We start from the raw sequence: 12,752 nt of genomic DNA on the forward strand, positions 1-12,752 counted from the left end.
GGGCCGGCGCCGGACGTCAGGAAGACGCCAGGATCACCCGGTGCAGCGACTGGGGAATGACGACAGCGGTGCGGTAGCGCACGGCCGGCTCCCCTCACTCGTCGTCGCACGCGTCCGGCCCGGATAGGCCAAGATCGCGCTGGGCTGGTCACGAGTGTACTGAACGGATCCTCGGCGCACAGCCCGGTTTTCCGGGGTTCCTGATCACGACGGTGCACGGACGGACCAGGACGCAGAGACCGGACGGCTGGGTCACTTCACCGCCCCGGCGGTGAGGCCCTGGACCAGGAAGCGTTGCAGCATCAGGAATCCGGCCGCGACCGGGACGCTGACCACCAGCGAGGCGGCCATCACCTGGTTCCAGTAGACGCCGGCCTGGGTGGAGTAGAGCTGTAGCCCGACCGGCAGGGTCCGGCTCTGCTCGCTGGTCATGATCGAGGCGAAGAGCACCTCGCTCCACGCCGTCACGAAGGCGTAGATGGCGACCGCCACGATCCCCGGGGTGGCGACCGGCACCACCACCCGGAGCAGCGCGCCGACCGGCCCGGCACCGTCGACCAGGGCCGCCTCGTCGAGTTCCCGGGGAATCGAGTTGAAGTAGCCGACCAGCATCCAGATCGAGAACGGCAGCGAGAAGGTCAGGTAGGTGATGACCAGGCCGAGCCGGGAGCCGTACAGGGTGATGCCGGTGAGCTGGTCGATGTTGACGTAGATCAGGAAGAGCGGCAGCAGGAAGAGGATGCCCGGGAACATCTGGGTGGAGAGCACGGTCACCGAGAAGAGGGCCCGGCCGGGAAACCGGAACCGGCTGATCGCGTACGCGGCGAAGACCGCGACCAGCACCGAGCAGACCGCGGCGGCGGTGGAGACCAGCAGGCTGTTCACGAAGTACCGGCCCAGCGGGATGGTCCGCCAGATGTCGGCGAACGGGCGCAGCGTCAGCTCGGTCGGCCACCAGCGGAACTCGCCCTGCACGTCCCGCAGCGGTTTCGCCGCCGAGGTCGCCATCACGTAGAGCGGCAGCAGCACGATGGCGGTGAAGAAGACCAGGCCCACCCAGCGGACCCAGCGGAACCAGCGGGGCTCAAACAGCACGGCGGCGCCTCCGGGCGGTCAGCAGCAGATAGCCGGTGGTGAGCAGGAGCAGGAAGAGCAGCAGCAGCACGGACATCGCCGAGCCGAGCCCGAAGTTCCAGGTCACGAAGGAACTCTGGTAGATGTGCACCGAGATCAGGTCGGCCTGGTCCGGCGTCGCCGCGCCGAACAGCACGAACGGGGTGGTGAAGTCGTTGAAGGTCCAGAGGAACAGCACCAGGACCAGCACCAGGTTGACCGGTCGCAGCATCGGCAGGGTCACCCGGCGGATCTGCTGGCCCGGCCCGGCACCGTCGATCGCCGCCGCCTCGTAGAGGTCGGTCGGGATGTTCTGCATCCCGGCCATGATGATCAGGAAGGCGAACGGCCAGTGCCGCCACACCGAGACCATCACGACGGCGACGAAACTGCGGTCGCCGAGCAGCCAGAACGCCCGGTCGTCGGTGAGGTGCAGGTTCTCCACCAGCAGGTGGTTGAGCATCCCGTTGTCCCGCTGGAGCAGGAAGTTCCAGGCGATCACCGCCGCGTACGCGGGCAGCGCGTACGGGACGAGGAAGAGGGTGCGCAGCAGTCCCCGGCTGCGCATCGGGCGCTGGAGCAGCAGGGCGGCCACGAAGCCGAGCAGCCACGAGCCGGCGACCACCAGCAGGGCGTACGCCAGGGTGGTCCAGAGCGAGCGCAGCAGCGAGGCGCCGATCGCGGAGTCGATGTCCAGTGCCACCCGGAAGTTGCGCAGTCCCGCCCAGGGTGCCGCCGACCAGTTCCGGATGTAGAACTGGGTCAGCTCCCGGAAGCTCATCCAGACGCCGACGGCCATCGGCACCAGGTGGACCAGCAACTCCAGGGCAAGCGCGGGCAGCAGCAGCAGGTACGCCAGGCCGGGCCGGTGCCAACCGGCACCGGCCCGCCGTGCTGCCCCGGTCGGCCCGGGGCGGTCAGCCACCGGTACCCATCTCCTGCTGGGCCTTTTCCAGCGCCGCCGCGACCTCCGGCTCGCCGACCGGCTGTCCACTGGCGACCTTGGCGAACAGGTCCCGCATCGCGCTGCCCACCGTGGTCTCGAACTGGCTCTCCTCGGGCACCTGCGGCAGCGGCCCGGCGGTGTTGGCGAGCACGTCCTGGAAGACCTTGATCTGCGGGGTCTGGAAGGCCGGGTCGGAGTAGGCGTCCTTGACCACCGGCAGCGACCCGAACGCCTTGTTGAGAATCTGCTGCTCCGCGCTGCTGGTCAGGAACTTCACCAGTTCCAGCGCGCCGGCCTTGTTGTCGGTGTTCTTGAAGACCGAGACGTTGATCCCGGCCACGTGACTGTTCACCCGCTTGCCGCCCGGCGGCAGCGGGTCGGCGATCGGGATCGGCGCGACGCCGTACTCGTCGGGCTTCATTCCGGCGGCGGCGAGTACGCTCACCGCGTTGCTCTGCCAGAGCAGCATCGCGGCCTTGCCCTTGGCGAAGTCGCCGATCGGCTGGGTCGGCGTGCTGTACTCGGCGTTGCTGGGGTTGGCGATCTTGTCGGTCGCCATGAAGTCGATGTACTGCTTCACCGCCATCACGTGGTGATGCCCGGTGAACTGCGGCTTGCCGGCGCTGTCGAAGAACTCCGCGCCGTGCTGCTGACCGAAGATGAAGGCGTGGTGCGCGTTCTCGGTGTAGCTCGCCCCCTCCACCGCCAGCCCCCACTGGTCGCCCTTGGTCAGCTTCTTGCCGGCGTCGACGAACTCGGTCCAGTTCTTCGGCGGGCTGGTGATGCCAGCCTCGGCGAAGAGCCGCTTGTGGTAGAAGAGCCCGTACGCCAGGCCGTAGAGCGGCACCGAGGTCGGTGGCTGGCCGGCCGCGCCGGTCGCCGCGAAACTCGGCCCGAGGAACCGGGTCGGGCCGCCGAGCGGCTCCAACTCGGCCGACTCGAACGGCAGGAAGGCGCCGGTGGCCTGCAAGGAGGCGGACCAGGTGTTGCCGATGTTGAGCACGTCGGGGCCCTGCCCGGAACTGGTGGCGGCCAGGATCCGGTTGAGCAGGTCCGGCCAGCCGATCACCTCGAGTTCGACCTTGATGCCGGTCTGCTGTTCGAACTTGTCGAGTTCGGGTTGCAGGATCTTCCGGTCTTCGTCCAGGCTCGGCCCCTGGTTGCTGGCCCAGTAGGTGAGGGTCTTCCCGTCACCGCCGCCGCCGTCGTCTCCGCAGGCGGCCAGCGGCAGCAGCACCAACACCGCCGCCGCGGTCGCGCCGACCTTCCGAAACCGCATGTCTACCCCCAGGACACCATCGACGAAGCGACCGGCGGGTGGACCCGATCGCCATCGATCAATAGAAATCTATCTAATGATGTGTGTCAAACCCCTCGGGATCGGACCCGGAATCGGACCCGGAACCGGCCACGATGCGGCAGCACACCGGCGGGCGCCGCAGGAACGGCGACGCCGCCGGCGAGCGGGTGCTCACCGGCGGCGTCGGAGCTGGATGTCGGAGCTGAATCCGGTACGGCTGATCGCTACGGCTTCGGGATGGCCACCGCCGTGTAGGTGGTCTCCGGCGTCGGCGGGGTGCTGAACCGCGCGTTCGGCAGGTAGAGCCGGTTGCCGTACGAGGCGACCGTGGTCGGGATGTCGAACCGGGGATCGGTCAACCGCGCGACGACCCGCCCGGAGCGACCGTCGGAGGTCAGGCGCAGTACGGCCACCGTGTTGAGCCGGTTGAGCACGGCGTACAGGGTCCGGCCCTCCAGCAGCAGCCCGTCGCCGTTGGTGAGCAGTTCCCCGCCCAGGTCCACCTGCCGGGCCACCCCGGAGGACGGGTCCACCCGGAACAGCAGGCCGGTGTTGGACTGCACCACCAGCAGCGCCCGGCCGTCCGGCGTCCGGCAGATGCCGTTGGCGTTGTTGCCGGTGGTGTAGACGATGTCCCCGGTCAGCGGCAGCCCGCGTACGCCGCCGCGCCGGCCGGTCGGCACGACGTACAGCACCGGATTCTGCGAGTCGGTGAAGTACGCCGAGTGCGGGGTCAGCACCACGTCGTTGACGAAGCTGGTGCCGGTGGTGAAGGTGAGGTCGGCGAGCAGCTTGCCGCTCCAGGCGTCCACGATGCGACCGGTGCCGGCCGTGCCGCCCGCGACGAAGAGCCGGCCCCGACCGTCCAGCTTCAGCCCGATCGACGGGAAGCCCGCTCCCGGCCCCTGGCTGAGCACCCGGCCCTCGCCGGTCGCCAGGTTGACCCGGTAGATCGAACCGTCGGCCCGGGAGCCGAAGTACGCGAACGGCAGCGCGCCGATCGTGATCCCCTCCGGCATCCAACCGTCGGGCAGGTCGAACGTGTCGGGGAACCGCTTCCCGGGGCGCCCGCCCGGGGAATGCGCGCCCGGGGAACGTGCGCTCCGGGAATCTGCGCTCGCCTTCTCCGGAGTGCCGACCGCGGCGGCTATCCCCAGCGCGGCGAAGCCGGTCAGGACATTACGTCGGATCATGGGCGTGTCTCCATCCGTACTCCTGAGTGTGTCGCAGTGCCGGAGGGCACTGGTCGCGCGGGAAGACACGCACGAACGGATCGACGGGTTCAACTGTCGCCGAGATCGACCGACTTTCGGGACAAGGTTGCGGCGGTGTAGAGCCGGCGGGCCGCCTCGGCGCGCTGCGCCGTCACCTCGGTGTCGGGTTCCGTATCGTCGTCCCCGGAGCTGATCAGCGCGAAGAGAGCCGGGTGGGTGGAGACGTCGGGGCGGCGACCGGCGTACCGGAGCAGGGTGTTCGCGGCGTGGTATCGGACCAGGTAGTGCCGCTCCCGTACCGCCAGGGCCAGCGCGTCGACCAGTCGCGGGGTCGGGGCGAACCCGGCGAGCGCGATGGCCGCATCGATCCGGTCCCCCCAGCGCGCCCCCTCGGCCAGCACCGACGCGACCGGCTCGGCCCACGACTCGTCGCCGGTCAGTACGCGCAGGGCCTGGGCCACCCGGACCAGGCACGTGCCGGACGCGGCCGGCAGCGCGGCCCGGAGCAGCGCCTCGGCGCCGGGCGGGGCCAACCCGTCGCCGGCCAACCCGTCGCCGGCCAGCGCGGCGATCGACTCGGCCGCCAGCGAATCACGGGCGGCCATGCCTGCGTCGAGCATCCGGGCCACGACATCCGGCTCGTCCCGGGCGACGGTCAGCAGCCGGGTGAAGTCCGGACCGTCGTGCCAGACCAGGTACGGATCGCCGAAAACGTCACGCCGCCAGTCCGGCCACTTCTCGCCCCTGCCCACCGTTACCTCCCTGCTCTCCCTGCGCCAGCGCTCGGCCGCGTACCGCCTATTCGCCGCCCGCGTCGTGGGCGAGCAGCGCGAGCTGGATCCGGTTGTCCAGGTCGAGCTTGGCCAGCGCGCTGGAGACGTACGCCTTGACCGTGCCGACCGACAGGAACAGCCGGTCGGCGATCTCGCCGTTCGACAGCCCCTCCGCCACCGCGACGGCGACCGCCCGTTCCCGTTCGGAGAGCAGCCCGAACCGCTCCCGGGCCTGCTGGTGGCGCTGGTCCGGGCGGCGGTGCGGGGCGAGGCCCGCCACGTGGTCGATCAGGGTACGGGCCACGGTCGGGGAGAGCACCGGCTCCCCGGCGGCGGCCCGGCGTACCGCGTCGACGATCTGCTCCGGCGGGGTGTGCTTGACCAGGAACCCGGCCGCGCCGTTGCGGAGCGCGTCGAGGATCGTCGCGTCGGCGTCGAAGGTGGTCAGCACGATGACCTCCGGACGCTGCCCGGATCGGGCGGTGATCGCCCGGGTCGCCGCGATGCCGTCCAGCAGCGGCATCCGGACGTCCATCAGCACCACGTCCGGGCGCAGCCGGGTCACCGCGTCGGCGACGTCGGCACCGTCCGCCGCCTCGCCGACGACCTTGATGTCGGGCGCGCCGCCGAGCATCAGCCGCAGGCCGGTCCGGACCAGCGCGTCGTCGTCCACGAGCAGTACCTGGATGGCCGGTTCGGCACCCGGCGCAGGCGAGTCGACACCCGTCGCGGCCAGCTCAGCATCCGTGGCGGCCAGGTCAGCATCCATGGCGGCCGGCTGACGGCCCGGTACGTCGCCCGGAGTCATGCCGGCCAGGGTAGCCGGGTGGAGAGCCGGAACGTCCCGCCGACCACGCCGTGCTCGATGGTTCCGCCGTCCAGGGCCAGCCGCTCGGCGAGCCCGGTCAGCCCGGCACCGGCCCCGGGCAGGTCGGCGGCCGAGCGCGGGGACGGCAGCGGATTGGTGATCGTGGCGACGACGCCGGTGCCCGGGTCGACCTCCACCCGTACCGTCACCTCGGTCTGGCCGGCGTGTTTCCGGGCGTTGGTCAGTCCTTCCTGGACAGTGCGGTAGACCGTACGCTGCACCGCCGGCCGGAGTGACTCGGCGGCACCGGGTGCGCAGACCATCTCGAACGCCACCCGCTGCCCGGCCGCCTGTGCCTCCTGGACCAGCCGGAAGATGTCGGCCAGCCTCGGCTGCGGCGCCGACCGGTGCGGCGCTGGCTGTTCGGCCGTGCCGGCTTCCGGCTCCGGTCCCCCGCCGCCACCGTTCCGGTCGCCCCGCTCCGGCCGCAGTACGGCGAGCACGTCGCCCAGCTCGACGAGGGCCTGCCGGGCGTTGTCCCGGATCACCTCGATCGCCCCGCCGACCTCTCCCGGCTTGAGCGGAGCACCCGCCCCTGCGTCGGCCTGGGTTGTCCGGTACGCCAACGCGCCCGCGTGCACCGAGATCAGCGAGATCCGGTGCGCCAGTACGTCGTGCATCTCCCGGGCGATCCGCTCCCGCTCCGCCCGGCGGGCTCCGGCCAGCCGGCGCCGGTGTTCGTCACGCGCCCGGTCGACCTCCCGGCGCAGGTTGGCGATGAGTTCCCGCCGGGCCCGGACCGCGATCCCCCAGCCCAGCGGCACCAGGTACATCAACAGGATCAGCGTGAGGTACGCCCACCGGGTGACGCCGGGCGGCGGATTCTCGTAGCCGAACAACAGCGAGGGCACCAGGTGCAGCACGGTGACCAGGGTCGCCGGCAGCCAGTTGCGGTGCACCGCGACGGTGAGTACCGCGACCAGGGCCGCGCCGAGCCCGGTCGACGCCAGCGCCAGTACCAGCACCATCGCGACGCCGAGGAGGATGGGAAAGCGCCGCCGCCACCACAGGGCCAGGCAGCCGACGGCACCAACCCAGGGGTCGATCGTGACCATCCAGCCGGGGATCGCGTCGACGTAGTGCAGCGGTGCGCTGCGCCAGGTCCACGCCCAGAAGAGCACCGCCAGGCCGAACAGCACGGCATCCACGAGCCAGTCCCGGACGGTGCGTTGTGGCTTGTCACTGAGGTCGGCGTGGGCGGTCCCGGCTGGCGCGGCGGTCCGGCCTCGACCGGGCCACCGAAGGCGTCGGGCCAGCTCCATGCGCCGAGCGTACAAACGGCCGGCCCGCCGCCGGTCTGGTCGACCGACCAACAGTCCTGGCCAGCCGACCAGAACCGATAGCCGACCGGCGGCGGCGCCCGGCCGGGTCCGCACCGCAATGTCTAAAGGATGGGACAGCAGCAACCGCACAGCGGCCGACCGCCGACCGCCCCGACGACCGCACCGCCGCGTCCGGTTGAGCCCGCCGAGCCAGGCAAGGGGGCGGTGGTCGGGTCGCTGGGATTGCGCCCGCTCCGGCACCGGGTCGACCGCCGGGCCGTCGGCTGGTGGGGCACCCGGGTGATCCTCGGCGTCGCGCCGCTGGTCACGCTCCTGTCCCTCGGGTACGGCGTGCTGCCCGCCGCCCGGAGCTGGCTCGGCCCGATCCTGGTGATCGTGGTACCGGCCTGGTTGGCGTACCTGGTCGTGGTGCCGTCCTGGCGGTACGCCGTACACGGTTGGGAGGTCACCCCGGAGGCCGTGTACGCGGTGTCGGGGTGGTTCGTCCGGGAGTGGCGGGCCGCCCCGATCTCCCGGATCCAGACCGTCGACACGGTCCGGGGGCCGCTGGAACAGCTCTTCGGACTCGCCACGGTGACCGTGACGACGGCCTCGGCGAGCGGCCCGGTCGTACTGGTGGGACTCGACGCGGACCTCGCCGCGCGGACCGCCGGACGGCTGACCGAGATCGTCCGGCAGACGGCAGGGGATGCGACATGACCCCGGCCCCCGAGACGGCTCCACCGTCCGAGACGGCTCCGGCGGGCGACACGACCCCGGCGGCGGAGACCCCGTGGCGGCGACTCGACGCCCGGATCATCTGGGTCGACGGGCTCTACGCGCTGCTGTCGCTCGTACCCGCCGGGTTGGCTCTGCTCGTCACCGACGAACCGCACGCCTCGACGCTGATCCCGGTGCTCGCGGTGGCCGTGGGTGGGGTTGTCGGCGCGGCCCGGGACACGCTGCGCTGGGTCAAGACCCGGTACCGGCTCACCGAGGAACTGGTGGAGCTCCGCACCGGCCTGCTGGTCCGGCGCTACCGCGCGCTGCGCCGCGAGCGGATCCGCACCGTCAGTACGACCGCGCGGCTGCGGCACCGGCTCGCCGGGCTGCGGGTACTCACCGTCGGGGTCGGCCAGCCGGGCGCGGCCGGGTACGAGGCGTTGCAGCTCGACGCGGTCACCCGGACGGTTGCCGGGGAACTCCGTCGGGAGCTGCTCGCCGACTCGCCGGAGGTGGCGCCCGCTGGTGGTGAGGTCGACGATATCGACGGCGAGTCGCCTGGTGAGCGGGCCTTCGCCCGGATCCGCTGGTCGTGGCTCTACTACAACGTGTTCAGCGTGTGGGCGCTGGTCACCGCGGCCGGACTGCTCTGGGGCGGTTACTGGCTGGCGCAGTCGTTCGGGTTCGACGGGGCAGGGTTCGTCGCCGGGCTGCTCGACTGGCGGGCCATCGGTCCGTGGCGTACCGGTGCGATCGCGTTCGTCGGCGTCGGCGCGCTCGGGGTACTGGGCATGGCGGTCGCGTTCGTGACCGAGAACTGGGCCTTCCGGCTGGTACGGGTCGACACGCCGACCGGCGCCGTGCTGCGTACGTCGCAGGGTCTGTTCCGGACCAGGGAGGTGAACCGGGACGTCAGTCGGCTGCGTGGAGTGGAGATTTCCGAGCCGCTGCTCTGGCGCTGGATGGGGATGGCGGACACCAACGTCATCTCGACCGGGCTCTCGATCTGGAGCATGACGCCGGCCACCACGATCCTGCCGCGCGGCCCGGTCGGCGTCGCGCGGTCGGTGGCCGCCCGGGTGCTCGACCTCGACGCCGGAGCCAGCCCGTTCGCCGTACCGCCACGTGGGCATCCGCCGGCCGCGCTGCGGCGGCGGATCGGCTGGGCGGTGCTGGTCACGGTCGCTGTCGTCGGGCTGCTGGCCTGGCTGGGCGGTCTCGTTGCGGCGCTGCCCTCGTGGAGCTGGTTGGTCGGGGTGGGGCTGTTGCCGTTGGCGCTGGGCGCGGCGGTGGTGGCGTGGCGGGCGCTCGGGCACGGGATCGTCGGCGAGTACCTGGTGGTCCGGTCCGGGTTGGTCAGCCGGAGCACGGCGGCGCTGTCCCGGCCGGCGGTGATCGGCTGGCGGCTGCGCCAGTCGGTGCTGCAACGACGCCTCGGCCTGGCCACCCTGGTCGCGACCACCGCAGCCGGCCACGGCCAGTACGCGGCGGTGGACATGCCTGCGGGGACGGTGGTCGCCTTCGCCGAGCAGGTGGTACCCGGCCTACTCGCCCCGCTGGTTGCTGATCCGCTCCTCGGGGTGGACGTGTCACCTCTGGAGGAAACATGTCACCGCGTCGGCTGACCCGAGTGTCGCTCTGGTGTGGAGTGGTCGGGCCACCGCTGTTCATCCTGGTGTTCCTGGTCGACGGCGCCACCCGGGCCGGCTACGACCCGACGTACCACCCGGTGAGCGCGCTGAGTCTCGGCCCGCGCGGGTGGATCCAGATCACCAACTTCGTGTTGACCGGGCTGCTGCTGGTCGGTTTCGCCGTCGGGCTGCGCCGCGCTTTGCGCCCGGGCCGTGCCGACCTTTGGGGGCCGCTGGCGGTTGGCGTGTTCGGGCTCGGTCTGCTGCTCTCCGGCGTCTTCGTGATGGACCCGGCGCACGGCTATCCGCCCGGTGCGCCGCTGGACGGGATCGCCACCAGTCTGCCGGGCGTACTGCACGACAACCCTCGGCATCGTGGTGTTCGTGTCGGTACCGGTCGCCTGCTTCGTACTGGCCCGCCGCTCCGCCGGCCGCCCGACCGGTCGGGGCTGGGTCGGGTACGACCTCCTGACCGGACTCGCCGGCCTGGCCCTGTTCGGCACCTTCGGTACGGCGTGGGAGGCCGACCACCCGTCGACCGGCCTGATCCAACGCCTGATGATCGCCGTCGACTGGGTCTGGATCACCGTCCTCGCACTCCGGCTACTCGCCCTCGTGCCTCCTGGCAACCTCGACTGCTCCCGGCAGGCCGGGCCCCCGTCAGATGCGAAGCTCTCTAAGAGCCGGCACAGGCGATCGTCGTGGGCCGCCCCAAATCGAGGGGCGGTCGGGCCGGGCGATGCCTAGGGTGTGACCGATGGCAACCGACGATCCGGCAGCGAAACGGTGGCCTAGCCTGGGCAGCTGGGCCGATGTCGACCCCGCACGGTACCCGTTCGACCCGGACGGCGTGTTGGCCGTCGTGCGGGCCCTGGCGCCCCAGGTTCCACCCGCGGTGTCGCCGAAGATGCCGCTGCTCGGGCCCGAGGCGTGGGACAAGTACCGCGCCGACCGCGAACTGGCGGCCCGGTGGAACGACGCGATCACCGACATCTTCGTCGACCAGTACGGCGACTGGGCGTTCGGCTGGCACTGGTCCCCCGGCGTGGACGACTATTCCGACGAGCTGACCAGGACCTGGGACTTCTGGAGGCCCATCTCCACCTCACCGGAGGAGAGTCTGCGCCTGGTCGCCGCCGCTCTCGTCGAGTGGCGACGTTGGCTGGAGGAGTTGGCCGAACGGTTCGACAGGTTCCTGCCGGCGCTGCGGATCGACGGCTCGGCCGGGCGGGATGACCTGGTCGCGGTCTGGGAAGCGGCGATCACCCACCTGCTGATCGGCACGGTGAGCCGGATCGAGGACGAGGACGGATGGCAGGGCTGGTGCCACCGGGTCCTCACCTGGTTCCTCACCGCCGCCGGCCTACCGCAGGAACGGAGCGAGATGCTGGTCGGCAGCGCGGTGGACGCGCGCTTCGACGGCTGGGTGGCGCTGACCCGCGCCGACATCGCCGACATCGCCGAGCGACTGGCCAGAGAGATCGCCGAGCCGGGGAACAGGGCGATTCCGCGTACGGGCCAGGGCGGCGACGACTGGCCGGACACCTGGCCGGACGGGTGGCCGTCGTGGCGCGCGACGAACCTGCCCCGCCCGCACAGCTAGGGCCGCCGCCGGGCACCAGGGCAGGCTGCCGGGGTTACGCACACCAGCTCAATACTGAGGGCAGAGGAGGAGCCCGGATCGGTCGAGGTCGCGCAGCCGCTCCCGGATCCGTTCACCCCTCGGTGGATCGACCTCCTCCAGGACGGGCAGTGCGGTTCGCCAGAATCAGAGGGGCGTTCTTGAGGAATGTCGTATGTCGACGGCCGCGCGCCGCCCAGCTTCCGGAGCCCGGCCGATCTCTTCGTTGATGGTGGCCCCTTACCCGTCGATACGGGCTCGCGTAGACCCGCAGCAGGACTGCCACACCGTGGCCCTGCTGGCTCGGACGTGACAGTCAGCCGGTGGTGCCCCAGGTGAGCACGCGGGCCGGCGCGTCGACCAGTATCCGGCGTACGACCTCCGGGCCGAGTCGCGCCCGCAGGCGGGGCAGGAACCGATCCGGCAGGTACGCCAGCCCCGGCATCCCGCCGTACCCGACGTACCGGCTGCGGCGGGCGACGTCGCCGCCGAGCAGCAGGTGCCCGGCCATCCCCTCCCCGCACACCGCCTCGATCAACTCGATCAGCGCGCTGTCCGGCCGCTCCCGGTGCCGGGCCATCCCGTCGTAGCCGAGGTACGCGCCCCGCTGGGCGAGTTCCACGTGCAGCCCCGGGTCCGGGTTCCGGTCCGCGTGCGCCAACACCACCCGTCCGGCCTCGACCCCGTCCGCCCCGAGCAGGTCGAGCACCTCGTGAGCAGCGCTTCCGTGCTCCAGGTGCACCATCACCGGAGCACCGGTCGACCGGTGCGCGGCAGCCACCGCCCCGAACACCCGCCGCTCGAACGCACTGATCGACCAGTACCCGATCCCCGCCTTCAGCAGCCCGGCCCGCACCGGCCGCCCCGTCGGGTCCAGCGCGACCTCCGTACCCCCAAGGGTTTCCGGGTTTGATCCGATGTCGCAGGCCGGGCAGCCGTCGACGAGGTCGGCGTGGAACCGGGCGGCGAGGTCCGCCTCGGCGGCAGTGACCAGCGGGTGGTCCGGACCGTAGTGCGCCTCCCGGTGGGCGCCCGTCGTCGCCACCACCCGCATCCCGGTGGCGGCGCTGATCCTGGCCACCGCCGCCGGGTCGCGGCCCAGCCCGACCGGGGTCGCCTCGACCATCGCGGTGATGCCGGCCGCGAACAGCAGCCCGGTCTCGGTTTGGCTGGCCGGCTCGTCGTCCAGCTCGTCGCCGGGCAGCAGCGGAGTGACCTGGAACAGGTGCTCGTGGTAGTCGGTCGGGCCGAGCAGCTCCGGCGGGACGTCGCCGAGCACGGTCCGCACGAAGCTCACCACG

12 protein-coding genes and 1 pseudogene are annotated in these 12,752 nt (G+C 71.7%); 5 read left to right on the forward strand and 8 right to left on the reverse strand.

The window, feature by feature from the left end; translation table 11 throughout:
- Nucleotides 1-252: 252 nt before the first annotated feature.
- The 7 genes from ACSMXO_RS35540 to ACSMXO_RS35570 all read right to left on the reverse strand — a co-directional run bounded on the left by ACSMXO_RS35540 (nucleotide 253) and on the right by ACSMXO_RS35570 (nucleotide 7,476).
- Nucleotides 253-1,095, reverse strand: a complete 843-nt coding sequence (locus tag ACSMXO_RS35540) for a carbohydrate ABC transporter permease (protein ID WP_455415385.1) — start codon at nucleotides 1,093-1,095, stop codon at nucleotides 253-255.
- Nucleotides 1,085-2,038: a carbohydrate ABC transporter permease gene (locus tag ACSMXO_RS35545; RefSeq protein WP_346259966.1), complete on the reverse strand. Its 954-nt coding sequence runs from the start codon at nucleotides 2,036-2,038 to the stop codon at nucleotides 1,085-1,087. Before ACSMXO_RS35545 ends, ACSMXO_RS35540 begins: the two co-directional genes overlap by 11 nt.
- Nucleotides 2,031-3,338 carry an ABC transporter substrate-binding protein gene (locus ACSMXO_RS35550; protein ID WP_455415386.1) on the reverse strand — a complete coding sequence of 436 codons (1,308 nt, stop codon included), beginning with the start codon at nucleotides 3,336-3,338 and terminating at the stop codon, nucleotides 2,031-2,033. Before ACSMXO_RS35550 ends, ACSMXO_RS35545 begins: the two co-directional genes overlap by 8 nt.
- Before the next feature lie 245 nt (nucleotides 3,339-3,583).
- Nucleotides 3,584-4,552 (reverse strand): SMP-30/gluconolactonase/LRE family protein, encoded by a 969-nt coding sequence (locus ACSMXO_RS35555; RefSeq protein ID WP_455415387.1) that lies wholly within the window; start codon nucleotides 4,550-4,552, stop codon nucleotides 3,584-3,586.
- 89 nt (nucleotides 4,553-4,641) lie between these two features.
- Nucleotides 4,642-5,325: a hypothetical protein gene (locus ACSMXO_RS35560; protein ID WP_455415388.1), complete on the reverse strand. Its 684-nt coding sequence runs from the start codon at nucleotides 5,323-5,325 to the stop codon at nucleotides 4,642-4,644.
- Nucleotides 5,326-5,371: 46 nt separating this feature from the next.
- Nucleotides 5,372-6,154, reverse strand: coding sequence for a response regulator (locus ACSMXO_RS35565; RefSeq protein WP_455415389.1), 783 nt, complete (start codon nucleotides 6,152-6,154; stop codon nucleotides 5,372-5,374).
- Nucleotides 6,151-7,476, reverse strand: coding sequence for a sensor histidine kinase (locus ACSMXO_RS35570; RefSeq protein WP_346259970.1), 1,326 nt, complete (start codon nucleotides 7,474-7,476; stop codon nucleotides 6,151-6,153). The genes ACSMXO_RS35565 and ACSMXO_RS35570 overlap by 4 nt, the downstream gene beginning before the upstream one ends.
- A gap of 129 nt (nucleotides 7,477-7,605) precedes the next feature.
- Between ACSMXO_RS35570 and ACSMXO_RS35575 the strand changes: the two genes are divergently transcribed.
- From ACSMXO_RS35575 to ACSMXO_RS35595, 5 genes and pseudogenes are all read left to right on the forward strand, one after another.
- Nucleotides 7,606-8,196: a PH domain-containing protein gene (locus tag ACSMXO_RS35575; protein WP_455415390.1), complete on the forward strand. Its 591-nt coding sequence runs from the start codon at nucleotides 7,606-7,608 to the stop codon at nucleotides 8,194-8,196.
- Nucleotides 8,193-9,824, forward strand: a complete 1,632-nt coding sequence (locus tag ACSMXO_RS35580; RefSeq protein ID WP_455415391.1) for a PH domain-containing protein — start codon at nucleotides 8,193-8,195, stop codon at nucleotides 9,822-9,824. The genes ACSMXO_RS35575 and ACSMXO_RS35580 overlap by 4 nt, the downstream gene beginning before the upstream one ends.
- Nucleotides 9,806-10,180, forward strand: a pseudogene (locus ACSMXO_RS35585) (DUF998 domain-containing protein); the annotation flags it as partial. The gene ACSMXO_RS35580 and the pseudogene ACSMXO_RS35585, both read left to right, overlap by 19 nt.
- A gap of 25 nt (nucleotides 10,181-10,205) precedes the next feature.
- Nucleotides 10,206-10,577, forward strand: a complete 372-nt coding sequence (locus ACSMXO_RS35590) for a DUF998 domain-containing protein (RefSeq protein ID WP_455415392.1) — start codon at nucleotides 10,206-10,208, stop codon at nucleotides 10,575-10,577.
- A 10-nt stretch (nucleotides 10,578-10,587) separates the two neighbouring features.
- The gene (locus ACSMXO_RS35595) at nucleotides 10,588-11,433 is read left to right on the forward strand and encodes a hypothetical protein (protein ID WP_455415393.1); all 846 of its coding nucleotides are present in this window, start codon (nucleotides 10,588-10,590) and stop codon (nucleotides 11,431-11,433) included.
- A gap of 334 nt (nucleotides 11,434-11,767) precedes the next feature.
- Here ACSMXO_RS35595 and ACSMXO_RS35600 read toward each other — a convergent pair whose 3' ends face one another.
- Nucleotides 11,768-12,748: a phosphotriesterase family protein gene (locus ACSMXO_RS35600; protein WP_455415394.1), complete on the reverse strand. Its 981-nt coding sequence runs from the start codon at nucleotides 12,746-12,748 to the stop codon at nucleotides 11,768-11,770.
- Nucleotides 12,749-12,752: the final 4 nt, after the last annotated feature.

Source organism: Plantactinospora sp. DSM 117369 (assembly GCF_053764795.1).